Source organism: Serratia sp. GW822-FHT06E05 (genome assembly GCF_058799445.1).
Window position 1 is genome coordinate 116,558 of record NZ_JBXALM010000006.1, and the last position, 24,246, is coordinate 140,803.

Annotated in this window: 22 protein-coding genes; 18 read left to right on the top strand and 4 right to left on the bottom strand. The window is 56.4% G+C overall.

What is annotated here, in order from left to right; genetic code table 11:
• Positions 1 to 7: 7 nt before the first annotated feature.
• The 12 genes from AC1RKC_RS15495 (at position 8) to nuoN (ending at position 14,638) form a co-directional block, all read left to right on the top strand.
• Positions 8 to 682, top strand: a complete 675-nt coding sequence (locus tag AC1RKC_RS15495; protein WP_012146021.1) for a NuoB/complex I 20 kDa subunit family protein — start codon at positions 8 to 10, stop codon at positions 680 to 682.
• Between the two features lie 96 nt (positions 683 to 778).
• Positions 779 to 2,575, top strand: a complete 1,797-nt coding sequence (gene nuoC / locus AC1RKC_RS15500) for an NADH-quinone oxidoreductase subunit C/D (protein WP_020827848.1) — start codon at positions 779 to 781, stop codon at positions 2,573 to 2,575.
• Between the two features lie 2 nt (positions 2,576 to 2,577).
• Entirely contained in the window at positions 2,578 to 3,129 is a 552-nt protein-coding gene (gene nuoE, locus AC1RKC_RS15505) for an NADH-quinone oxidoreductase subunit NuoE (RefSeq protein WP_104410952.1), read from the top strand.
• Positions 3,126 to 4,478, top strand: coding sequence for an NADH-quinone oxidoreductase subunit NuoF (nuoF, locus tag AC1RKC_RS15510; protein WP_020827846.1), 1,353 nt, complete (start codon positions 3,126 to 3,128; stop codon positions 4,476 to 4,478). Before nuoE ends, nuoF begins: the two co-directional genes overlap by 4 nt.
• Before the next feature lie 79 nt (positions 4,479 to 4,557).
• Positions 4,558 to 7,296 carry an NADH-quinone oxidoreductase subunit NuoG gene (gene nuoG / locus AC1RKC_RS15515; protein ID WP_115060980.1) on the top strand — a complete coding sequence of 913 codons (2,739 nt, stop codon included), beginning with the start codon at positions 4,558 to 4,560 and terminating at the stop codon, positions 7,294 to 7,296.
• Positions 7,293 to 8,270 (top strand): NADH-quinone oxidoreductase subunit NuoH, encoded by a 978-nt coding sequence (gene nuoH / locus AC1RKC_RS15520; RefSeq protein WP_020827844.1) that lies wholly within the window; start codon positions 7,293 to 7,295, stop codon positions 8,268 to 8,270. Before nuoG ends, nuoH begins: the two co-directional genes overlap by 4 nt.
• Before the next feature lie 14 nt (positions 8,271 to 8,284).
• Positions 8,285 to 8,827 carry an NADH-quinone oxidoreductase subunit NuoI gene (nuoI, locus tag AC1RKC_RS15525; RefSeq protein ID WP_004947256.1) on the top strand — a complete coding sequence of 181 codons (543 nt, stop codon included), beginning with the start codon at positions 8,285 to 8,287 and terminating at the stop codon, positions 8,825 to 8,827.
• A gap of 13 nt (positions 8,828 to 8,840) precedes the next feature.
• On the top strand, positions 8,841 to 9,401 hold the full coding sequence (gene nuoJ, locus AC1RKC_RS15530) for an NADH-quinone oxidoreductase subunit J (RefSeq protein WP_020827843.1): 561 nt from the start codon (positions 8,841 to 8,843) through the stop codon (positions 9,399 to 9,401).
• A complete protein-coding gene (gene nuoK / locus AC1RKC_RS15535) occupies positions 9,398 to 9,700 on the top strand; it encodes an NADH-quinone oxidoreductase subunit NuoK (RefSeq protein ID WP_012146014.1) in 303 nt (100 codons plus the stop codon). Before nuoJ ends, nuoK begins: the two co-directional genes overlap by 4 nt.
• Positions 9,697 to 11,544, top strand: coding sequence for an NADH-quinone oxidoreductase subunit L (gene nuoL, locus AC1RKC_RS15540; protein ID WP_020827842.1), 1,848 nt, complete (start codon positions 9,697 to 9,699; stop codon positions 11,542 to 11,544). Before nuoK ends, nuoL begins: the two co-directional genes overlap by 4 nt.
• 100 nt (positions 11,545 to 11,644) lie before the next feature.
• Positions 11,645 to 13,174, top strand: a complete 1,530-nt coding sequence (gene nuoM, locus AC1RKC_RS15545; RefSeq protein WP_020827841.1) for an NADH-quinone oxidoreductase subunit M — start codon at positions 11,645 to 11,647, stop codon at positions 13,172 to 13,174.
• 6 nt (positions 13,175 to 13,180) lie between these two features.
• Entirely contained in the window at positions 13,181 to 14,638 is a 1,458-nt protein-coding gene (gene nuoN / locus AC1RKC_RS15550) for an NADH-quinone oxidoreductase subunit NuoN (protein ID WP_044552632.1), read from the top strand.
• 62 nt (positions 14,639 to 14,700) lie between these two features.
• Here nuoN and AC1RKC_RS15555 read toward each other — a convergent pair whose 3' ends face one another.
• From AC1RKC_RS15555 to AC1RKC_RS15565, 3 genes are all read right to left on the bottom strand, one after another.
• Positions 14,701 to 15,066 carry a helix-turn-helix domain-containing protein gene (locus tag AC1RKC_RS15555; RefSeq protein WP_046373053.1) on the bottom strand — a complete coding sequence of 122 codons (366 nt, stop codon included), beginning with the start codon at positions 15,064 to 15,066 and terminating at the stop codon, positions 14,701 to 14,703.
• Positions 15,067 to 15,105: 39 nt separating this feature from the next.
• Positions 15,106 to 15,366, bottom strand: a complete 261-nt coding sequence (locus AC1RKC_RS15560; protein WP_046375003.1) for a type II toxin-antitoxin system RelE family toxin — start codon at positions 15,364 to 15,366, stop codon at positions 15,106 to 15,108.
• Positions 15,367 to 15,494: 128 nt separating this feature from the next.
• Positions 15,495 to 16,370 (bottom strand): LysR family transcriptional regulator, encoded by an 876-nt coding sequence (locus tag AC1RKC_RS15565; protein ID WP_020827837.1) that lies wholly within the window; start codon positions 16,368 to 16,370, stop codon positions 15,495 to 15,497.
• A 338-nt stretch (positions 16,371 to 16,708) separates the two neighbouring features.
• Here AC1RKC_RS15565 and AC1RKC_RS15570 point away from each other — a divergent pair, with 338 nt between their 5' ends.
• From AC1RKC_RS15570 to AC1RKC_RS15590, 5 genes are all read left to right on the top strand, one after another.
• Positions 16,709 to 18,538, top strand: coding sequence for a thiamine pyrophosphate-binding protein (locus tag AC1RKC_RS15570; RefSeq protein WP_116690067.1), 1,830 nt, complete (start codon positions 16,709 to 16,711; stop codon positions 18,536 to 18,538).
• A gap of 90 nt (positions 18,539 to 18,628) precedes the next feature.
• Positions 18,629 to 19,054, top strand: coding sequence for a cupin domain-containing protein (locus AC1RKC_RS15575; RefSeq protein ID WP_046373055.1), 426 nt, complete (start codon positions 18,629 to 18,631; stop codon positions 19,052 to 19,054).
• 112 nt (positions 19,055 to 19,166) lie between these two features.
• Positions 19,167 to 20,030 (top strand): DMT family transporter, encoded by an 864-nt coding sequence (locus AC1RKC_RS15580; RefSeq protein ID WP_046373056.1) that lies wholly within the window; start codon positions 19,167 to 19,169, stop codon positions 20,028 to 20,030.
• A 170-nt stretch (positions 20,031 to 20,200) separates the two neighbouring features.
• Positions 20,201 to 21,445: an MFS transporter gene (locus AC1RKC_RS15585; protein WP_046373057.1), complete on the top strand. Its 1,245-nt coding sequence runs from the start codon at positions 20,201 to 20,203 to the stop codon at positions 21,443 to 21,445.
• A gap of 265 nt (positions 21,446 to 21,710) precedes the next feature.
• Positions 21,711 to 22,205: a DUF1097 domain-containing protein gene (locus AC1RKC_RS15590; protein ID WP_020827831.1), complete on the top strand. Its 495-nt coding sequence runs from the start codon at positions 21,711 to 21,713 to the stop codon at positions 22,203 to 22,205.
• Between the two features lies 1 nt (position 22,206).
• On the opposite strand, the gene AC1RKC_RS15595 is transcribed toward AC1RKC_RS15590, so the two are convergent.
• Positions 22,207 to 23,190, bottom strand: coding sequence for a LacI family DNA-binding transcriptional regulator (locus AC1RKC_RS15595; protein WP_020827830.1), 984 nt, complete (start codon positions 23,188 to 23,190; stop codon positions 22,207 to 22,209).
• A gap of 269 nt (positions 23,191 to 23,459) precedes the next feature.
• Between AC1RKC_RS15595 and idnO the strand changes: the two genes are divergently transcribed.
• Complete coding sequence (idnO, locus tag AC1RKC_RS15600; RefSeq protein ID WP_020827829.1) at positions 23,460 to 24,224, top strand: gluconate 5-dehydrogenase; 765 nt, start codon at positions 23,460 to 23,462, stop codon at positions 24,222 to 24,224.
• Positions 24,225 to 24,246: the final 22 nt, after the last annotated feature.

Consider the following 24,246-nt stretch of genomic DNA (forward strand, 5'->3'; position numbering starts at 1 on the left):
CATTAAGATGGACTATACGCTCACCCGCATAGACCCGAACGGTGAGAACGACCGTTACCCCCTGCAAAAACAGGAGGTCGTCGCCGATCCCCTGGATCAACAGGTTCACCGCACGGTTTACATGGGTAAACTCGAACATGCATTGCATGACATGGTGAACTGGGGGCGTAAAAACTCTATTTGGCCCTATAACTTTGGCCTTTCGTGCTGTTACGTGGAGATGGTGACGTCGTTTACCGCCGTTCACGACGTGGCTCGTTTTGGTGCCGAAGTATTGCGTGCTTCGCCGCGTCAGGCTGACCTGATGGTCGTAGCCGGTACCTGCTTTACCAAGATGGCCCCGGTTATTCAGCGCCTGTACGAACAGATGCTGGAGCCTAAGTGGGTGATCTCCATGGGTGCCTGTGCCAACTCCGGCGGTATGTACGATATCTATTCCGTCGTGCAGGGCGTGGACAAATTCTTGCCGGTCGATGTGTATATCCCGGGTTGTCCACCGCGTCCAGAAGCTTACATGCAGGCACTGATGCTGCTGCAGGAATCGATCGGTAAAGAACGCCGTCCGCTGTCCTGGGTTGTTGGCGATCAGGGCGTTTACCGCGCCAATATGCAGTCTGAAAGAGAGCGTAAACACGGCGAGCGTATCGCGGTGACCAACCTTCGGACGCCTGACGAGATTTAAGACGTTCATTTAACGTCCATCTTAGTGCGCTATTGGTTAACACAGCGAAAAGTGAACTTGCGGCGAAATAACCCTTTAGTGTGGTGAAAAAAAATTATGACAGATTCAACGACGCACGACGCCTTGCCGGCCTGGCAGACCCGAGATCACCTCGACGATCCGGTGATTGGCGAACTGCGCAACCGTTTTGGGCCGGAAGCCTTCACTGTTCAGCCCTCCCGTACCGGAATGCCCGTGGTATGGGTCAAGCCTGACCAGTTACTGGAAGTAATGACGTTTTTGAGAAAACAGCCGAAGCCTTACGTCATGCTGTTCGATCTGCATGGCGTGGACGAACGTCTTCGCACCCACCGCGACGGTTTGCCGGCCGCGGATTTTTCTGTTTTCTACCATCTGATTTCTATCGAACGCAACCGCGATATCATGCTGAAAGTGGCGCTGTCTGAAAAAGACCTGCACGTGCCCACAGCAACCAAGGTTTTCCCTAATGCCAACTGGTATGAGCGTGAAACCTGGGAAATGTTCGGTATTACCTTCGACGGCCACCCGCACCTGACGCGCATCATGATGCCGCAAACCTGGGAAGGCCACCCGCTGCGTAAGGATTACCCGGCGCGCGCCACCGAGTTCGATCCCTTTGTGTTGACCAAACAGAAAGAAGATCTGGAAATGGAAGCGCTGACCTTCAAGCCGGAAGACTGGGGCATGAAGCGTGGCACCGAGAACGAGGACTTCATGTTCCTCAACCTTGGCCCGAACCACCCATCTGCGCACGGTGCATTCCGTATCATTCTGCAACTGGATGGCGAAGAGATCGTCGACTGCGTTCCGGATATCGGTTACCACCACCGTGGCGCCGAGAAAATGGGCGAGCGTCAGTCCTGGCACAGCTACATTCCGTACACCGACCGTATCGAGTACCTCGGCGGCTGCGTGAACGAAATGCCTTACGTGTTGGCGGTTGAAAAGCTGGCCGGTATCAAGGTGCCGGAGCGCGTTGACACTATTCGCGTGATGCTGTCCGAACTGTTCCGCATCAACAGCCACCTGCTGTACATCAGTACGTTCATTCAAGACGTCGGCGCCATGACCCCGGTGTTCTTCGCCTTTACCGACCGTCAGAAAATTTACGATCTGGTGGAAGCGATCACCGGTTTCCGTATGCACCCGGCCTGGTTCCGTATTGGCGGTGTTGCACACGATCTGCCGCGCGGTTGGGATCGTCTGCTGCGTGAATTCCTGGAGTGGATGCCAAAACGCCTGGATTCCTACGTCAAGGCTGCGCTGAAGAACAGCATCCTGAAAGGCCGTTCCGTGGGTGTTGCATCCTACAATGCCAAAGAGGCATTGGAGTGGGGCGTGACCGGCGCCGGCCTGCGCGCCACCGGTATCGAGTTCGACGTGCGCAAATGGCGTCCGTATTCCGGCTATGAGAATTTCGACTTCGAAATCCCGGTCGGCGACGGCAACAGCGACTGCTACACCCGCGTGATGCTGAAGGTAGAAGAGCTGCGCCAGAGCCTGCGCATCCTTGAGCAGTGCCTGAACAACATGCCGGAAGGCCCGTTCAAGGCCGATCACCCGCTGACCACGCCGCCGCCGAAAGAGCGTACGCTGCAGCACATTGAAACGCTGATCACCCACTTCCTGCAGGTTTCCTGGGGCCCGGTGATGCCAGCCAACGAATCATTCCAGATGATTGAAGCCACCAAAGGGATCAACAGCTACTACCTGACCAGCGACGGCAGCACCATGAGCTACCGCACCCGGGTACGTACGCCAAGCTTCGCGCACCTGCAGCAAATCCCAGCGGTAATCCGTGGCAGCCTGGTCTCCGACCTGATCGTCTATCTGGGTAGTATCGATTTTGTAATGTCAGATGTGGACCGCTAACTATGCATGATCAAAAAGACAATCACGCGAATAACGAAGCGCTTGAACCCATCAATGCGGCCGCTCCTCAGAGCGGCGTTGATGCATTTGAGCTGAGCGCGGAAGAACGTGATGCGATCGAGCACGAAAAGCACCATTACGAGGATCCACGCGCCGCCTCAATCGAAGCACTGAAAATTGTGCAGAAGCAGCGCGGCTGGGTTCCGGACGGTGCGATTTATGCCATCGCGGAAGTGCTGGGCATTCCTGCCAGCGACGTAGAAGGCGTGGCCACGTTCTACAGCCAGATTTTCCGTCAGCCAGTAGGACGTCACGTGATCCGTTATTGTGACAGCGTTGTTTGTCACATCACCGGTTACCAGGGCATTCAGGCCGCCATCGAGAAGAAGCTGAGCATCAAACCGGGTCAAACCACCTTTGATGGTCGCTTCACTCTGCTGCCAACCTGCTGTCTGGGCAACTGCGATAAAGGGCCGACCATGATGATTGATGAGGACACTCACAGTCAGCTGAAGCCTGAAGATATCGAGACGCTACTGGAGCAGTATCAATGATTAAAGACATTGTACGCACTCCCGAAATGCACCCGCTGACCTGGCGACTGCGCGATGACAAACAGCCGGTCTGGCTGGATGAATACCGCAGCAAAAACGGCTATGCGGGCGCCGAAAAGGCCATTAAAGGCCTGGCTCCGGACGAGATCGTCAACCTGGTGAAAGACGCCGGGTTGAAAGGTCGCGGCGGCGCAGGTTTCTCCACCGGTCTGAAGTGGAGCCTGATGCCGAAAGACGAATCCATGAACATCCGTTACCTGTTGTGTAACGCCGATGAAATGGAGCCGGGCACCTACAAAGACCGCTTGCTGATGGAACAGATGCCGCACCTGTTGGTGGAAGGCATGCTGATCTCGGCTTTCGCGCTGAAGGCTTACCGCGGCTATATCTTCCTACGCGGTGAGTACATCGAAGCGGCGGTGCATTTGCGCCGTGCGATTGCCGAAGCTACCGAAGCCGGGTATCTGGGCAAGAACATCATGGGCAGCGGTTTCGACTTCGAGCTGATTGTTCATACCGGTGCCGGTCGCTACATCTGCGGCGAAGAAACCGCGCTGATTAACTCGCTGGAAGGCCGCCGCGCCAACCCGCGCTCCAAGCCACCATTCCCGGCTTCCTCCGGCGTATGGGGCAAACCGACCTGCGTTAACAACGTAGAAACCCTGTGTAACGTGCCGGCCATTCTGGCGAACGGCATTGACTGGTACAAGGGGATCTCCGCCGGCAAAAGTAACGACGCCGGGACCAAACTGATGGGCTTCTCCGGCCGGGTGAAAAACCCAGGCGTTTGGGAGCTGCCGTTTGGTACCACCGCACGTGAAATTCTGGAAGATTACGCCGGTGGCATGCGTGACGGACTGCGTTTCAAAGCCTGGCAGCCAGGTGGTGCAGGGACCGACTTCCTGACTGCCGATCATCTCGATTTGCCAATGGACTTCGAGAACATCGGTAAAGCCGGCAGCCGTCTTGGCACCGCGCTGGCGATGGCGGTGGACCACGAAATCGGTATGGTTCCGTTGGTGCGCAACCTGGAAGAGTTCTTCGCTCGCGAGTCCTGCGGTTGGTGTACGCCATGCCGTGACGGCCTGCCGTGGAGCGTGAAGATCCTGCGTGCGTTGGAAAATGGCCAAGGGCAGCCGGGGGATATCGAAACCCTCGAGCAGCTGTGCCGTTCCCTCGGCCCGGGCAAAACCTTCTGCGCCCACGCGCCAGGTGCCGTAGAGCCACTGCAAAGCGCAATTAAATATTTCCGTGAAGAGTTCGAAGCGGGCATCGCCGTGAAGCATTTCAGTAACGCGCATGCGATTGGCGGCATTCAGCCGAACAACCTGCTGAAGCAACGCTGGTAAGCCGACTCGCCCCGACGACACGGCCAGAATTTTTGATTAACGCCTGCTGCAAAGCAGGCCACTTGGAAGCATGCTGACTATGGCTACGATTCATGTAGACGGCAAAGAATACGACGTAGATGGAGCTGACAACCTGTTGCAGGCTTGTCTCTCTCTCGGCCTCGATATTCCTTACTTTTGCTGGCATCCGGCGCTGGGAAGCGTCGGCGCTTGCCGCCAATGTGCGGTAAAGCAATACCAAAACGCGGAAGATACGCGTGGCCGTTTGGTGATGTCTTGTATGACACCGGCATCCGATGGAACCTTTATTTCCATCGACGATGCCGAAGCCAAACAGTTCCGTGAAAGCGTGGTTGAGTGGTTGATGACCAACCACCCGCACGACTGTCCGGTGTGTGAAGAAGGCGGTAACTGTCACCTGCAGGATATGACAGTAATGACCGGCCACAGCTTCCGTAAATACCGCTTCAGTAAGCGTACCCACAACAACCAGGAACTGGGGCCGTTTATCTCGCATGAGATGAACCGCTGCATCGCCTGCTACCGTTGTGTGCGCTATTACAAGGATTATGCGGACGGCACCGACTTCGGTGTGTACGGTGCGCACGATAACGTCTACTTCGGTCGTGTTGAGAGCGGCACGCTGGAAAGCGAGTTCTCCGGCAACCTGGTAGAAGTGTGCCCGACCGGCGTGTTCACCGACAAAACCCACTCCGAGCGTTATAACCGTAAGTGGGACATGCAGTTTGCGCCAAGCATTTGCCAGCAGTGCAGCATCGGCTGTAACACCAGCCCGGGCGAGCGCTATGGTGAATTGCGTCGCATCGAAAACCGCTATAACGGCAGCGTGAACCACTACTTCTTGTGCGACCGCGGCCGCTTCGGTTATGGCTACGTGAACCAGAAAGATCGTCCACGTCAGCCACAGCAGCTGCGCGGCAACGACTGGATCACCCTGAACGCCGAACAGGCTATGCAGGGCGCGGCGGACATCCTGCGTCAGGCGAAGAAAACCATCGGTATCGGCTCACCCCGCGCCAGTCTGGAAAGCAACTTCGCACTGCGTGAACTGGTCGGTGCCGAGAATTTCTACACCGGTATTTCACAGGCGGAACAGGGTCGTCTGAACCTGATGCTGAACGTGCTGCAAAACAGCGGCGTTCACACGCCTGCGCTGCGCGAAATTGAAGGCTACGACGCGGTATTGGTGCTGGGTGAAGATCTGACCCAGACCGGCGCACGTATTGCTTTGTCGGTACGTCAGGCGGTGAAGGGCAAGGCTCGCGCCATGGCTGCAGCCCAGCGCGTTGCCGACTGGCAGATTGCCGCGATACAAAACATTGGTCAGCATGCCAAGTACCCACTGTTCGTCACCAACGTGGACAACACCCGTCTGGACGACATCGCTGCGTGGAACTACCGTGCACCGGTAGATGAGCAAGCGCGTCTCGGCTTCGCCATCGCCCACGGGCTGGATAATGCGGCACCGGCGGTCAACGATTTGGCTGACGGCCTGAACAAGAAAGTCGATATCATCGTTCAGGCGCTGACCGACGCACGTAAACCGCTGATCGTCACCGGTAGCAACGCCGGCAGCGAAGCCATCATCGAAGCGGCGGCCAACATCGCCAAAGCGCTGAAGGATCGCGGCTCTGATGTGGGTATCACCTTCGTGGCCAGCGCGGCCAACAGCATCGGTTTGTCGATGATTGGCGGTGGTTCGCTCGATCAGGCGCTGTCGCAGTTGGAAAACGGCGAAGCAGACACCGCTATCGTGATGGAAAACGATCTCTACCGGCATGCGCAGGCGGCAAAAGTGGACGCCGCGTTGGCCAAGGTCAGCAACCTGATCGTGGTTGATCATCAGCGCACCGCGATCATGGATCGGGCCAACCTGATCCTGTCGGCGGCCAGCTTTGCAGAAAGCGACGGTACCCTGGTCAACCAGGAGGGCCGCGCACAGCGTTTCTTCCAGGTTTACGATCCGGCCTACTACGACGACGCGAAAAAAGACGTTTACACCGTAATGCTGGAAAGCTGGCGTTGGATGCACTCGCTGCATTCCACCTATACCAGCCGTCACGTGGACTGGACGCAGCTCGATCACGTTATCGAAGCTTGTGTTACCGCGTTGCCGCAGCTGCAAGGCATTGTTGAAGCCGCGCCGGACGCAAGTTTCCGCATTCGCGGTCAAAAGCTGGCACGTTCGCCACATCGTTCCAGTGGTCGTACGGCAATGCGCGCCAACATCAGCGTGCACGAGCCGCGTCAGCCGCAGGATAAAGACACCATGTTCGCCTTCTCGATGGAAGGGAACAACAGCCCGCTGGCCGATCGTCAGCAGATCCCGTTCGCCTGGGCACCAGGTTGGAACTCACCGCAGGCATGGAACAAGTTCCAGGCCGAAGTGGGCGGCAAGCTGCGTCATGGCGATCCGGGCGTGCGTCTGATCGAAGCAGGGGAGGGCAAGCTGGATTACTTCACCCAGGTGCCTGCCGCCTTTGATCATGAGCAAGGCTGGCGTGTCGCGCCTTATTACCACCTGTTCGGCAGTGATGAAATGTCACAGCGTTCCGGCGTGATCCAGCAGCGTATGCCAGAGGCCTACGTGATGGTGAACCCGGCGGATGCCGCTACGCTTGGCGTGAATGCCGGTGCGCTGGTGGAGTTCAGCTGTGCGGGCCAGACGCTGCGTCTGCCGGTGCGCCTGAGTGAAACGCTGACCCAGGGCCAGGTGGGCTTACCGCTCGGCTTGCCAGGGATCCCGCCGGTATTGGTGGGTGCGACGGTTGAAAATCTGCGGGAGGCAACACGATGAGCTGGTTTACCCCTGAGGTGATCGACATTCTGATCTCCGTGCTTAAAGCGGTAGTGATCCTGCTGGTCGTCGTCACCTGCGGTGCTTTCATGAGCTTCGGCGAACGTCGCCTGCTCGGCCTGTTCCAGAACCGTTACGGACCAAACCGTGTCGGCTGGGGCGGTTCGCTGCAGTTGGTCGCCGACATGATCAAAATGTTCTTCAAGGAAGACTGGGTTCCGAAATTCTCCGACCGGGTGATCTTCACCCTGGCGCCGATGATCGCCTTCACTTCCCTGTTGCTGGCATTTGCCATCGTCCCGGTCAGTCCGACCTGGGCGGTGTCCGACCTCAACATCGGTATTTTGTTCTTCCTGATGATGGCCGGCCTGGCGGTATACGCCGTGCTGTTCGCCGGCTGGTCGAGCAACAACAAATACTCGCTGTTGGGGGCGATGCGTGCTTCTGCGCAAACCCTGAGCTACGAAGTGTTCATCGGCCTGTCGCTGATGGGCGTGGTGGCGCAGGCGGACTCCTTCAACATGCAGACCATTGTTGAATCTCAGGCGCATCTGTGGAACGTCATCCCGCAATTCTTCGGTTTCGTGACCTTTGCGATTGCCGGTGTTGCGGTGTGTCACCGTCACCCGTTTGACCAACCGGAAGCCGAGCAGGAACTGGCTGACGGTTACCACATTGAATACTCCGGCATGAAGTTCGGTCTGTTCTTCGTGGGTGAGTACATCGGTATCGTCACCGTTTCTGCCCTGATTGTGACGTTGTTCTTCGGTGGCTGGCAGGGTCCATTCCTGCCGCCATTCATCTGGTTCGCGCTGAAAACGGCTTTCTTCATGATGATGTTCATTCTGATTCGTGCTGCTCTGCCACGTCCGCGCTATGACCAGGTAATGGCCTTCGGCTGGAAAGTGTGTCTGCCGCTGACGCTGCTGAACCTGCTGGCAACTGCCGCAGTCATTTTGTACAACGCTCAATAAGGGGTGAATAAACCATGACATTGAAAGAGTTATTGGTTGGTTTCGGCACCCAGGTGCGCAGCATTTGGATGATAGGCCTGCATGCCTTCGCCAAGCGCGAAACCCAGATGTATCCGGAAGAACCGGTTTACCTGCCGCCGCGTTACCGTGGCCGTATCGTGCTGACGCGCGATCCGGACGGTGAAGAGCGTTGCGTAGCCTGTAACCTGTGTGCGGTTGCCTGCCCGGTGGGCTGTATCTCGCTGCAAAAAGCAGAACAGAAAGATGGCCGTTGGTATCCGGAGTTCTTCCGCATCAACTTCTCGCGCTGCATTTTCTGCGGCCTGTGCGAAGAAGCTTGCCCAACTACCGCGATCCAGCTGACGCCGGATTTCGAAATGGGTGAGTTCAAGCGCCAGGACCTGGTGTACGAAAAAGAAGATCTGTTGATCTCGGGGCCGGGTAAATATCCGGAATATAACTTCTACCGGATGGCCGGTATGGCGATTGACGGCAAAGCCAAGGGCGAAGCCGAAAACGAAGCCAAACCGATCGACGTCAAAGGTCTGTTGCCTTAAGGAGCCAGCAAGCATGGAAATTGCCTTTTATCTGGCAGGTTTGATTGCGGTGATCGCGACCATTCGCGTGATCTCGCATACCAACCCTGTGCATGCGTTGCTGTATCTGATCGTCTCGCTGTTGGCGATCTCTGCAGTCTTCTTCTCACTCGGCGCGTACTTCGCAGCGGCGTTGGAGATCATCGTTTACGCCGGTGCCATCATGGTGCTGTTCGTGTTCGTGGTCATGATGTTGAACCTCGGCAGCGCGGTACAAAAGCAAGAGCGCGACTGGCTGAAGCCGTCGGTATGGATCGGCCCGGGCCTGCTGTCGTTGCTGCTGCTGGCGGTGCTGATTTTCGCGATTCGCAGCGTGTCCGATCAGGGCATCAGCGGTGAGATGGTAGACGCCAAAGCCGTGGGGATCAGCCTGTTCGGTCCTTACGTGTTGGCGGTTGAGCTGGCTTCAATGCTGCTGTTGGCAGGTCTGGTTGTTGCCTTCCACATTGGCCGTGAGCACAAACCGGGTGAGGTGTTGAGCAACGCGCCGGTCGGTGGCGAAATGGCGAGAAGAAAATCGGAGGAGCAAGCATGATCCCTCTTCAACATGGCCTGATTCTGGCGGCGATCCTGTTCGTCCTGGGTCTGACCGGGTTGCTGGTTCGTCGTAATCTGCTGTTTATGCTGATCAGTCTGGAAGTGATGATCAACGCCGCAGCATTGGCGTTTATCGTGGCGGGTAGTTACTGGGGCCAACCGGATGGGCAGGTGATGTACATCCTGGCGATCAGTTTGGCGGCAGCCGAGGCCAGTATCGGTCTGGCGTTGCTGCTGCAGCTCTACCGTCGCCGTCATACCCTGAATATTGATACTGTCAGTGAGATGCGCGGATGAACCTATTATATTTAACTATTCTGCTACCGCTGATCGGGTTCCTGCTGTTGGCCTTTTCACGAGGCCGCTGGTCTGAGAACGTCTCGGCAACCATTGGCGTAGGCTCTATCGGCCTGGCTGCGTTGGTCACGGTGCATGTGGCGATGGATTTCTTCGCCCAGAAAGCGACGGGCGTGCAGCTGTTTGAGCAGAGCCTGTGGAACTGGATGACCGTCGGTAACTTTAATATCGGCGTGACTCTGACGCTGGACGGCCTGTCGTTGACCATGTTGTCCGTGGTCACCGGCGTGGGCTTCTTCATCCACATGTTCGCGTCCTGGTACATGCGCGGTGAAGAGGGCTACTCGCGCTTCTTCGCTTACACCAACCTGTTTATCGCCAGCATGGTGGTATTGGTACTGGCAGACAACCTGTTGCTGATGTACTTGGGCTGGGAAGGCGTGGGCCTGTGCAGCTACCTGCTGATCGGCTTCTACTACAAGGATCCGGCCAACGGTGCGGCGGCGATGAAAGCCTTCATCGTGACCCGCGTCGGCGACGTGTTCCTGGCGTTCGCGCTGTTCATCCTCTACAACGAGCTGGGCACGCTGAACATCCGCGAACTGATGATCCTGGCACCGCAAAAACTGGCGGTCGGCGATACGGCGATCACCTGGGCTACCCTGATGTTGCTGGGTGGCGCGGTCGGTAAATCAGCGCAGCTGCCGTTGCAGACCTGGCTGGCAGACGCCATGGCGGGTCCAACCCCGGTTTCCGCACTGATCCACGCGGCGACCATGGTGACCGCGGGCGTTTACCTGATTGCCCGTACGCACGGCCTGTTCCTGATGGCGCCGGAAGTGTTGCATCTGGTGGGCATTATCGGGGCAGTGACCCTGGTGCTGGCTGGCTTTGCCGCGCTGGTACAGACTGACATCAAACGCGTACTTGCCTACTCCACCATGAGCCAGATTGGTTACATGTTCCTGGCGTTGGGTGTGCAGGCGTGGGATGCAGCAATCTTCCATCTGATGACCCATGCGTTCTTCAAGGCGCTGCTGTTCCTCTCCTCCGGTTCAGTGATCCTGGCTTGCCATCACGAGCAGAACATCTTCAAGATGGGCGGCCTGCGCAAGAGCATTCCACTGGTTTACGTCTGCTTCCTGGTGGGGGGCGCTGCGCTGTCGGCACTGCCGCTGATCACCGCAGGCTTCTTCAGTAAGGATGAGATCCTGGCGGGTGCGATGGCCAACGGCCACATCAACCTGATGATTGCCGGCCTGGTCGGTGCGTTCATGACCTCGCTGTACACCTTCCGTATGATTTTCATCGTGTTCCATGGCGAAGAGAAAATCAAAGCGCATGCCGGTAAAGGCATCACTCACCACCTGCCGCTGTTGGTACTGCTGGTGCTGTCCACCTTCGTTGGCGCGATGATTGTTCCGCCACTGCAGGGCGTACTACCAGATACCACCGAGCTGGCGCACGGTAGCGTGCTGCAGTTGGAGATTACCTCCGGCGTAGTGGCTATTGTTGGCATCCTGTTAGCGGCGGCGCTGTGGCTGGGCAAACGTACCCTGGTTACCCGCATCGCCAATAGCGCACCGGGACGTTTCTTCTCTACCTGGTGGTTCCATGCCTGGGGCTTCGACTGGCTGTACGACAAAGTATTCGTCAAGCCGTACCTGGGTATTGCGAAGTTGCTGCAACGTGATCCGCTGAACTCGATGATGAACTTGCCGGCCATTTTCTCCCGCTGGGGGAACCGTGGTCTGACAGTGAGCGAGAACGGTCAGGTGCGTTGGTATATAGCGTCTATGGGTGTGGGTGCAGTGGTCGTATTGGCTCTGTTGATTTTGGTTTAATTGAATAATTTAAACAGACGCATTTTTCGGGCGTAGCGCTCTGCAGGGCAGGCGCTACGTACAAAGTTTGAAATTATTCGTATAAGGGACACAAAACGCCATGCTATTACCTTGGCTAATTCTTATCCCCTTTATTGGCGGTCTGCTGTGCTGGCAGTTTGAGCGCTTCGGTACTAAGGTGCCGCGCTGGATTGCGTTGATCGCAATGGGGCTGACATTGGCGCTTTCTCTGCATCTGTGGATGCAGGGCGGCTACACGTTGACTACGCCGAAAGGCATTCCGCAGTGGCAGTCTGAATTCCTGCTGCCGTGGATCCCACGCTTTGGCATTTCCATCCACCTGGCGCTGGACGGACTTTCACTGCTGATGGTCGTGCTGACCGGCCTGCTGGGCGTGTTGGCTATCCTCTGTTCCTGGCGTGAAATCCAGAAATACCAGGGCTTCTTCCACCTGAACCTGCTGTGGATCCTGGGTGGGGTTATCGGCGTGTTCCTCGCCATCGACATGTTCCTGTTCTTCTTCTTCTGGGAAATGATGTTGGTGCCGATGTACTTCCTGATCGCACTCTGGGGTCACAAGGCGTCGGACGGGAAAACCCGCATCACTGCGGCTACCAAGTTCTTCATCTATACCCAGGCCAGCGGTCTGGTGATGCTGATTGCCATTATGGGCCTGGTGTTTGTGCACTATAACGCGACCGGCGTGTGGACCTTCGATTACGAAGACCTGCTGCAAACGCCAATGTCGCACAACGTGCAATACCTGTTGATGCTGGGCTTCTTCATTGCCTTCGCGGTGAAAATGCCGGTGGTGCCGTTGCACGGCTGGTTGCCGGATGCGCACAGCCAGGCTCCTACCGCAGGTTCTGTCGACCTGGCGGGGATCTTGCTGAAGACCGCGGCCTATGGCCTGTTGCGCTTCAGCCTGCCGCTGTTCCCGGAAGCTTCGCATGAGTTCGCGCCAATCGCCATGTGGCTGGGTGTTATCGGTATCTTCTACGGCGCCTGGATGGCGTTTGCGCAGACCGATATCAAGCGTCTGATCGCTTACACCTCGGTTTCCCATATGGGCTTCGTCCTGATCGCCATCTACACCGGCAGCCAACTGGCTTACCAGGGGGCAGTGATCCAGATGATTGCACACGGCCTGTCTGCGGCCGGTATGTTCATCATCTGTGGCCAGTTGTACGAACGTCTGCACACTCGCGACATGCGTGAAATGGGCGGCCTGTGGGGGCGTATCAAATACATCCCTGCGCTGTCGCTGTTCTTCGCGGTGGCTACGTTGGGGATGCCGGGTACCGGTAACTTCGTCGGTGAATTCATGATCCTGTTCGGCAGCTATCAGGTTGTGCCGGTGATCACCGTGATTTCTACCTTCGGTCTGGTGTTTGCTTCGGTTTACTCGTTGATCATGATGCAGCGTGCCTACTACGGCAAAGCCAAGTCTGACCAACCTTTGCCGGGCATGACCGCGCGTGAGCTGTTCATCATTCTGCTGTTGGTGGTGTTGCTGGTTCTGTTGGGGTTCTACCCACAACCGATTCTGGACACTTCTAATGCGGCGATGAGCAACGTGCAACACTGGTTTGGTTCGTCAGTTTCAGCAATTTCAACAACAAGGCCGTAATTCGCCATGACAATAACTCCTCAACAACTGATCGCACTGTTGCCGCTGTTGATCGTCGGATTGACGGTGGTGGTTGTGATGCTAGGCATTGCGTGGCGACGCGACCACTTTATCAACGCCACCTTGACCGTGATCGGGCTAAACCTGGCGCTGCTTTCGCTGTACTTTGTCGGCCAGGCAGGCCCAATGGATGTCACCCCGCTGCTGCGGGTTGACGGCTACTCGATGTTCTATACCGGGCTGGTGATACTGGCGAGTCTGGCGACCTGTACCTTTGCCTATCCGTGGCTGGTCGGCTACCCGGACAACCGCGAAGAGTTCTACCTGCTGGTGCTGATTGCTACCCTGGGTGGCATTCTGCTGGCGAGCGCCAACCATCTGGCCTCGCTGTTCCTCGGTATTGAACTGATCTCGCTGCCGCTGTTTGGTCTGGTGGGCTACGCCTACCGCCAGAAGCGACCGCTGGAAGCGGCCATCAAGTACATGCTGCTGTCCGCCGCGGCGTCGTCCTTCCTGCTGTTCGGTATGGCGCTGCTGTATGCGGAGTCCGGTGACCTGTCGCTGGCTGGCCTGGGCAAGAGCCTGCAAGAAAACATGATGCACCAGCCGCTGATCCTGGCCGGTATGGGCATGATGATTGTCGGTCTGGGCTTCAAGCTGTCGCTGGTGCCGTTCCAACTGTGGACGCCGGATGTGTATCAGGGGGCGCCTGCGCCGGTTTCAACCTTCCTGGCCACCGCCAGCAAGATTGCTATCTTTGCGGTCGTTATGCGTCTGTTCCTGTATGCGCCTGCTGCCGACAACGAAGCGCTGCGCATGGTGCTGTCGATCATTGCCGTTTGTTCGATTCTGTTCGGCAACCTGATGGCCATCAGCCAGACCAACATCAAGCGTCTGCTGGGTTACTCGTCGATTGCCCACCTGGGTTATCTGCTGGTGGCGCTGATTGCGGTGCAAACCCACCAGCTGTCGCTGGAAACCGCCGGGGTTTACCTGGCAGGTTACCTGTTCAGCAGCCTGGGCGCGTTCGGCGTGGTCAGCCTGATGTCCAGCCCGTACCGTGGTCCGGATGCAGATTCACTGTTCTCCTACCGCGGTCTGTTCTGGCATAAGCCCATTCTGTCCGCCGTCATGACGGTGATGATGCTGTCACTGGCCGGTATCCCGATGACCCTGGGCTTTATCGGTAAGTTCTTCGTGATCGCAATGGGCGTCAGCGCTCACCTGTGGTGGTTGACCGGCGCCGTGGTGCTGGGTAGCGCCATTGGTTTGTACTACTACCTGCGCGTCACCGTCAGCCTGTTCCTCAGCGCGCCGGAAGCGCTGCAGCGCGATACCCCAAATAACTGGGCGTTGACCGCAGGCGGCGTAGTGGTGCTGATCTCCGCCGCGTTGGTGCTGTTGCTGGGTGTTTATCCGCAGCCGCTGATTACGCTGGTACAGATGGCACAACCGATGTTCTGATGGGCATCAGGGCAGTAAAAAAGGTCGCTTCGGCGACCTTTTTTTATGGCGTGGGGAACGGATTAGAGCATCATCTGCGACGGGCTACAGCGGTATAACTCTGCCAGTTTTTCCCGGGTTTTTTTTTGCGGTTTAGAGTCAATGGCTTCCCACTGAGAAACGGCAGATTGGGTAGTCCCCAGTCTTGTCGCCACATCGTACTGCGAGAAGCCGCGGAAAATTCGCCATGCGGCTATCAGACTGATGTTCTGATCCAGCATGATAGAGACCACTTCATGAGGAACAGTTTCATCATCGTGCGCATCGCTATGATAGGGAACAGACTCATAGTCATCTTGCCGGCCTACCAGCTTTTTATATTCATCGAGAGGCAATATCACGTACAGCGGCTTGCCTGATTCATCATGGATATATTGTAACTTCGCCATCTGGCATACCTCGGATTATAAATTTCAGCTCAACGCGGTTTAGTAAGTTGTCGACGTTCTACGCTTCACTTGTTGGATCAGACAGACAATAGGTTCACCATCACTCATCTCAAAAATAATGCGATAGCTGCCGACGCGCAGGCGAAATTGGCTGTCAGCACCATGCAATTTTTTGATATCCAGTCTGGCGGCCGGAAACGCGCTTAACAGCCCGACCTTGTCTCTAATGGCTGAGCGATCCTGAGTAGGTAGCATCATCAATTGTTTAACTGCTTTGCGCGACCAGTTAACCTTTGCCATCATTCCCTCGACAGTGGGGGCACGTCCTGTGCGTTAATTAGATAATAAGCTTTTTATCTAATCATGACAATGTGGTGAAACGGGATAAGAGGGGCAGGGTAAGTCACCCTGACCCCTGAGTAGGGGGGTCAGCCGGGATTATTTGTAAATGAGGTTTCCAGCGCCTGGACTACGGCACGCACCCTGGCGGCACGCTGCAGGTCAGGATGCAGCACCAGCCAGATATCTACCCAGTCTTTGTTTTCCGGGAAAATTCGCACCAGGTCCGGGTCCTTATCCGCCAGGAACGAGGACAGCAGGCCAATCCCCAGACCATTGCGCGTTGCCGAACGCAGCAACAACTGCGAATTGCACTGCAGCACCACGTTAGGATCGATCAGTGTTTCGCCACAGAAGTTGTTCCAGTGACGGGGCACCAGTTCTCGCGGGAACATCAGCAGGTCATGACCCCGCAGATGGTCGCCCTTGGTCGGCATGCCGTGTTTGTCGAGATAGTCCTGCGTCGCATACAGCCCCATTTCTATGGTGGCCATGCGTTTGATAATCAGCTCATCGGATTCGGGACGGGCGCCGCGGATCGCCAGATCTGCGCCACGGTACGAAATATCAGAGATATTGACCGCCGTCAGCATGGTGACAGTGATTAACGGGTATTGCTCTCGCAGCGCCTTCAGCGCCGGGATGACAAAAGCCTCGGCCATGGTATCGGTGGTGGCGATGCGTACGTTACCGCACAGGCTGTCGTCGCCACTGGTGGCTTTGCGGCCAATCGCCTGCACCGAGTTCTCCATGTTCATCACGTCCGCCAGCATTTCCTCTCCCAACGGACTGAGGGAGAACGATTTTGGCGTACGGATAAACAGTTTGGATCCCAGGCTCTCTTCAAAAGCGGTAATACGCCGTCCGACGGTGGCTTGGTCGACGTGTAGTTCATTGGCGGCTTTTCGTAAAGTGCCGCAGCGTGCGACCGCCAGGAAGAAGCGTGCATCATCCCAATTCATCATGCCATTTCCTTTGTGCAGGCTTATCGGTCTTGTCTGTGTTCATTATTGCGCAACCGTACCGGCTCTGGTTTTGGCTGCAAATGAGGCCCACGTATCATAATTATTAATTATGTTTCAGGATATGAATAAATGCATCAACGTGAAGCAGTTTTGCATCTTTATTTTTACCCGACAATCTTTATGCTTATCAACGTTTATGCTGTGATCTGGCGCACATTTTGTGCCAATGTTACCCTGAACGCGTAAGCAGACGCGCATGAGAGCCTGTCTCTGTGGGCTAATCGCCTGGTGGGATCGACTCTGAATCTAGGTTGGCCCACCACGACTGGACATTGAAAATGGAGTCTCACGCAGAGAAGTTATACACCCCCGTAGCACTGGCAACTGCGGACGGTGTCAGAGTTATTGCAACCCCCGGTGCGAAAGCGGCAACGCAAAGCAACGCTGATGCGATTATCCAGAGTCTCGAAGCTCGCGGCATTCAGCACATATTCCTGGTACCCGGCAAGCTGGTGTACCCATTGATAAAATCCATTGAACATTCAGGCATTGCCGGCATCGTCGGCGCCCATGAAACCGCCTGCGGCTTTATGGCGGACGGTTATGCCCGCGCCAGCCGCAAGTTTGGCGTTTGTCTGGGCATCTCCGGTCCCGGCACCATGAATTTCCTGCCGGCGATGGCGGCGGCGCAGGCCGACAAAATTCCGGTGTTGTATCTGGCCGGCGGCATTGCCACTTATCATGAAGCGCAGGGTGCCTTCCAGGACGGCAGCAATAGTGGCATCGATGAGCTGACTATCGTCAAACCGCTGCTTTCCGCTGCGATAGAAGTGAAAAATAATCTCACGTTGCAGCACGAACTGCGGCGCAGTCTGTCCTTCCTGAACACTCAGCGAAAAGGTCGCACCTATCTCAGCGTACCGGTCGATATGCAAAAGAAAGAGGTGGCCGGCGGTCACGAAGTTAGCCCGCCACGCACGCCGCAGTGCCGAGAGGCCGCCATCGACCCACAGGCATTGGATCAGGTGCTGGATGACTATCTGCTGCGCGGGCTGAACGTCGCCTGCCTGGTGGGTAACCGCATGAATAATCCGCTGGATGCCGCCCTGTTGCTGCGCCTGGCGGAGAAATACCGTCTGCCGGTTGCCACTACGCTGTCCGGCAAGGGCGCGTTTCCCGAAGGGCACGAGCTGGCGCTGGGGTTGTACGGTTTTGCCGGTCATACCCGGGCGGTGGAAACCATCAATGGCGATGAAGTGGATGTGCTGCTGGTGCTGGGTTGCGATCTGAGCCAACGCGATAGCCTGAACTGGAATCCGCGACTGCACGGCACCAAAACGTTGGTGGTGATTGACGAGGATTTCGATAAGGTCAGCTCGCATTATCAACCGGATATGCAGATTTTCTCCAGCCTGACCGGCTCGTTGCACCACCTGCTGGATGCGGTCAGCGACGATGACGCGCACCTGAACAGTATTAAGCGCTTGCGTAACGGCTGGCTGGAGCAGGTGGGTCAACTGCCGCTGGAGCAGCAACGGCCCGATTTGCAGGTGCGTCTTGCCGAGGGTGAGGCCAACATGTACCCCGGCGACGCCATCAAACGCATCCGCAGCCGTATGAATCAGGACACCAACGTGGTGGTCGATTCCGGCGCACACCGTATCTTTATGGCGCACCACTGGCAGGCCAGCGGCCGGGGCGATTACCATACCTCAAGCTCCCTGGCGCCGATGGGCTGGGCGATTTGCGCCGGCATTGGCATCAAACTGGCAGCGCCGCACCGCGACTGCGTGGTGGTCACCGGCGACGGCTGCATGCTGATGCACGGCATCGAGATCCAGACGGCCGCCCGTTATCAGGTCAAAATGACCTTTGTGGTGATGAACAACTGCGCTCACGGAGCGATGCACATCGACACCTTGCAAAACCGTGGGGTATCTGCGGACTATACCGCGTTGCCGAACCATGACTGGAAGGCCTTCGCCAACAGCCTGGGGGTTGCCTCCGCCAAAGCGGCGACGCTGGAGGAACTGGACGAAGCGCTGACCGCCGCGGCTGAGCACGAGGGGCCTTTCCTGATAGAAGTGTTGGTAGGAAATCATGTGGCGCCTAATCGATACTATGCCGAGAGCATCGTAGAATACGAGCAGCGTATCAAAGGCTTGTAAAGGCGTAACCCCAGATTCCAGGAGTCGTCATTCATTGTCCTTTGTATCACGCCATTCTATTTTGTTCACCGTAGTCATGGAGCGATAACAATGTATAAACTGACACTTCTGGCATTAATGATGGCATTTCAAGGCGCTGCACAGGCCGCAGAGGATCACGGCGAAGGCATAAACAAAGAAACCTTGCTGAAAACCGAAACCTCATGGGAGGGGACGCCGTACCAGCATTATCCGGCCGGCGCTCCGCAGATCACCATGTTGAAGGTCACGGTGGAACCGAACAAGGTGCTCGCCTGGCATACTCACCCGTGCATCAGCGCGGTGTATATGACCGGGGGCAGCGTTTCGCTGACGGTCAAGAAAACCGGCGTGAAACACACCTTTAAGCAGGGCGACTCCTTTACCGACACGGTAGATATCGTTCACCAAGGGGTTTCTGGTGATAAAGGCGCTGAGATGCTGGTATTCTTCGCCTGCGCTGATAATAAACCGCTGACGGTGAAAGCTGCCGAATAATATTCCCGCCGTTTTTCAAGCTGCGGCGCTGTTGACTGCATTAGCCGTAGGGGGCGAATCAATTCGCCCCGTTTTATTTTGTCGCCCGTTGGGGTGATATACCGAGGAAATCATGGTTGCTTTGTGGATGGTCGTCGCCAGCGGGTTCTTTGCGTTGATGGGGGCCAGCATCAAACTGGCTTCGGCCAAGGTCGGTTTTTTCGACATCATTTTTTACCGCTCTGTCATCAACGTCCTGATCGTTGCCGCGCTGATCCATGTGAAAAATCTCGGTTTCCGCACCCAGCATTTGGGGTTGCACATGAAACGCGCCGCCATTGGCAATGCGGCGATGTACTGCGGTTTCTACTCACTAATCCATCTGCCGATCGCCACGGCCACCACGTTGGGCTACACGAATCCTATCTTTCAGTCGGCGATTGCCTTTGTCACTAGCAAAGGCCAGCTGACAGGCAAGCTGCTGTTCTCGGTACTGCTGGGTTTTATCGGCATTTTGGTGCTGCTGCGCCCCGATACGCCGAACGGCGAGTATGCCGCGACCCTGATTGGCCTGCTTTCCGGCCTGCTGACCGCGCTGGCCTATTTTAACGTCGGTAAGCTGGTGCGCAGTGGCGAACCCGAACTGCGAGTGGTGTTTTACTTCTCGTTGGTGGGCACCCTGGTGGGCGGCATGATGACCACTGTGGTGGGGTTTACCGCGTTGGACAGCGCCATGATGCTGTGCGTTTGCGCCATCGGTGTGTTCGGCAGCCTGGGGCAAATCACCATGACCCGCGCCTACGGCAGCGGCAATGCGGTGATTGTCAGCATTCTTTCCTATAGCACCATCATTTTCTCCACGCTGCTCGGCTATCTGTTGTTTGGCGAGAAGCTGTCCTACATTGCTGCGGGCGGCATGGCGCTGATTATTTTCTCCGGTGCGTTGGCGATAGTGAAACGCGCTCCGGCAAAAACCTCGAAGGCAGCGGCGGTGTAAAGAGCACGGCATTAAGCGCTGGCGGGCGTCAGTGCAAATGCATTAATGAATCACTATGATGCATTCTTGGCTATTTTGACCGTTATACCCGAAAGGTATGATAAACGCGTTTCCTGAGGAGTTTGGTTTTCAGGGTTAGGTGTTTATCCAGATTGTTTCGGGAGAGAAAAATGTCTGAAGGTGTGGCTGTTGATGAAGCCGCTAAAGCGAAGTTGGGTGAGTCGCATTTTGCCATCCTGCTGTTTTTAGCCCTGGCATTGATGTCAGCATTGCTGAACAGCAGTGCGCCGACACCGCTTTACCCGCTTTATCAACATGAGTTGGCGCTAAGCTCGGTCAGCCTGACCGTCATTTATGGCGCCTATGCCGCCGGCGTGCTGATTTCGCTGTTCGGCGTGGGCAACATGGCCGGCAAGGTCAAAGATCTGCGCAGCATGATTGTACCGGCGCTGCTGGTGGTGTTGGCCGGGGCCTTGCTGTTTTCGATGGCCGATTCGTTTTTGATGATGTTTATGGCGCGTCTGCTGGCCGGGATCGGCACCGGGGCTTTGACCGGTGCGGCTAACATTGCGCTGGTGCGTTTTGGGCCGAAGGACGGCGGTAAAAATGCGGCGCTGATTGCCACGCTGTCATTCACCACCGGTCTGGCTTTGGGGCCGATTTTCAGCGGCGTGGCGCTGCAAACCGGGTTCCACACGACTTCGCTGCCGTTCATTATCATCATGGCGGTGGCGGCAGTTGCCGCACTGGGCGTGATGCTGAAATGGCCGGTTGAAGCCGTTGCGGTACCCCTCAGTGGGGCACCGGCAGCAGAAGCCGCGGCAGAAAAAAGTTCGTTGGCGGATGGCCTGCGCGCTACCGGAGGCAAGTTCTTCCTGTGTGCTGGCGCGTTGTTCATCTGCTGGGCAGTGGCTGCCAGTATTCTGGCGATAGGGCCAAGCGTATCGGAAAAGCTGTTGGGCATGCACAGCCGGGGCGTTTACGGCTATGTGATTGCGGTTTATCTGGTGATTGCCGGTATTAGCCAGATCCTGAGCCGTCGCGTTAATGCGCGCCATTCGCTGATGTTTGGCTGTCTGGCGCAGGCGCTGTCAGTGGTGGTGTTCGCCGAGGCGATTCAGATCCACTCGCTGGCTCTGGCCAGTGCCGGTATGGTGATTGCCGGTTACGCCTACGGGGCGATTTTTGTCGGCAGTGCCACCTTGGTGAACCTGATTTCACCGAAGGCCAGCCATGCGAGACTGATTTCACTGTTTTACGTAATCGCCTATATCGCCAACTGGGTTCCGATCCTGCTGGGGGCGGTTATCGACCATGCCAGCCTGCATCTGGCGGTCAATCTGTTATTTCTGGTCAGTGCCGTGGTTTGCTTATCTTTGAGCTTCATGGTGACCCGCGCGGGTTTCCCGCGCTGATACCCGCCGAGTTTCAGGTTGTCCGTCGGCAACGTGAAATTCGCAGGGTAGCTGAACAACGATTTTAGCCACGCAAGGTGGCGAACGATTTCCCTGGTGTTGTTGTGTGTCATTTCCAGCGTGCTAGTCACGCTGGTTTTTTTTGTGACAAATTCCTCAATTCTGCAATTTCAGTATTTCTCATTACAAAATTTTTGTGATTTACATCACTTGAATTTGCCGATTTTCGCGTAAACTGCGCGCTTTCTTTGCTGCGGGTCAGTTTATGAACGTTCTTTTTGCCATTGCTGTGACTACCGGGATCCTCTCCGGCGTGTGGGGATGGGTGGCTGTTAGCCTGGGGCTGATCAGTTGGGCCGGTTTCCTGGGCTGTACGGCCTATTTTGCTTGCCCGCAGGGGGGGCTGAAAGGGTTGTTGATCAGCACACTGACCTGCTGCAGCGGGGTATTTTGGGCGATGGCGATCATTCACGGCAGTGAGCTGGCGCCCGGCTGGAGCCTGCTCGGTTATCTGCTGACCGGCGCGGTGGCTTTTCTGATGTGCATTCAGGCAAAGCAGCAGTGGCTGGGTTTTGTGCCCGGCACCTTTATCGGCGCTTGCGCCACCTTCGCCGGCGGCGGCAATTGGTCTCTGGTGACCCTTTCCCTGTTGGTGGGATTAGTGTTTGGCTACGCGATGAAAAACAGCGGCCTGTGGCTGGCGGCGCGCAGCGAAAAACCGAAACCGGCGGCCGCTGTTACCGAACATGTTAACCGCTGAGTTAAATGGTGCCGCCGAGTGAGATGCGGTAGTGCAGATCAACGCGCTCAATGCACGGCACCCCTTTAATGCGTTTCAACAAGATCTCTGTGGCCACCTTGCCGATATCAAACCTGGGTGTAATAACGCTGGCGATGCCCGGCGTGGTGGCTTTGCCGATATCCAGGCCGTGAAATCCCGACAAAGCGATATCCTGCGGAACCCGCAGCCCCAGCCGCAGACACTCCTGTAAGACCCCAACGGCCAGATCGTCATTGGTGCATAAGATACCGTCCAAATCCGGGTAAAGCTGCCGTGCCATGGCCAGCATATCGGAGCCGACCGTCACCGACGAAACACGGTGCGGTGTGATTTGGCGCGGTGTCAGGCCCTGTTTTTCCATCGCCCGGCAGTAGCCCTGAAAACGTTTAGTGTCGCGCGCATCGGACATGGCGCCAAAATAAACCACCTGACGTTTACCGCTGGCCAGCAGCGCTTCGGTCATGTCGTAACCCGCCTGGAAGTTATCGAACCCCACGGCGATCCTTCCTTCCGGACCTTCCAGATCCATCACCTGCGCCACCGGGATTTTGGCGGCCGTCAGGTACTTTTCCGCCCGCAGAGTATGCTCCGAATCCGTCAGGATCAGCCCGGCAATCGGGTAAGCCAGCAGTTGGACGATATGCTCTTCTTCGCGCTGCCGACTGTAGTCATAGTTCACTACCAGCGTTTGGTAGCCCTGTTCCAGAGTGATGGATTCGATTCCGGCCAGCAGATCGGCGAAAATTTGGTTGTTGAACGAGGGGATCAAAACGCCAATGCGCGGCTTTTGCGTTGAGCGTGCTTCATCGCCGTCGGTAAAGTTAACTTCCTTCATCACCTGGGCAATTTTCTCGGCGGTTTCGGCCGCCACCTTTTCCGGCGTTCGCAGATAGCGGCTGACGGTCATTTTGGTCACGCCGGCGAGCAGCGCAATATCTTGCAGCGTGACGCGTTGGTTCTTCATTCTGAGGCCTTAACAGGGTGGGGCGGCGAAATCGCGAATAACGCCATGTTAACAAATCGATTTAGTGATAACAATCGACGACATAAAGTATAAAAATCTTATTTTTCAATGAAATGTGTTGAGTTTGTTTCCCGCGAGATTGCGTGGCTTCACGTTAAAGGTAACAGGTTTTAGTAACACTGTTTTAAGTGATCGTCATCACGTTTTTGCCGGCGGCGATCCGCTGAGATAGGCACCTGTCTTATCTGAATGACACTGCCGGGGACGTTATGAACAACTTATTTTCACTGGATAATAAAAAAGTACTGATTACCGGCGCTTCTCGGGGCATTGGTTTTCTGCTGGCGCGTGGGCTGGCGGAGTACGGCGCTCACATCTTGGTCAATGCGACCACCGAAGAAAACGCCCAGCGAGCCGTTGAAGCACTGCGCCGTGAGGGCTTCCGCGCCGATGCAGCGGCCTTTGATGTCACTAACTCTCAGGCCATTCATGCCGCTATTGAGAAAATTGAGGCGCAAAGCGGTGGGATCGATGTGTTGATTAACAACGCGGGCATACAGCGTCGCCACCCGTTTACCGAATTCCCGGAAAAAGACTGGGACGACATTATTGCCGTCAACCAGAAGGCGGTATTTATGGTGTCACAAGCCGTAGCCCGCCATATGGTGCAGCGTCAAAGCGGTAAAATCATCAATATCGGCTCGATGCAGAGCGAACTGGGCCGCGACACCATCACCCCCTATGCCGCTTCCAAAGGGGCGGTGAAAATGCTCACGCGCGGCATGTGCGTAGAGCTGGCGCGCTACAACATTCAGGTCAATGGTATTGCCCCGGGCTACTTCAAAACCGAAATGACTCAGGCACTGGCGGACAACCAAGAGTTTACCGCCTGGCTGACCAAGCGTACCCCGGCTGCCCGTTGGGGCGATCCGCAGGAGTTGATTGGCGCGGCGGTGTTCCTGTCGTCCAAAGCCTCTGATTTTGTCAATGGTCACCTGCTGTTTGTCGATGGCGGAATGTCGGCCGCGGTATAGCCGTCTGCTTATGAGAATATGA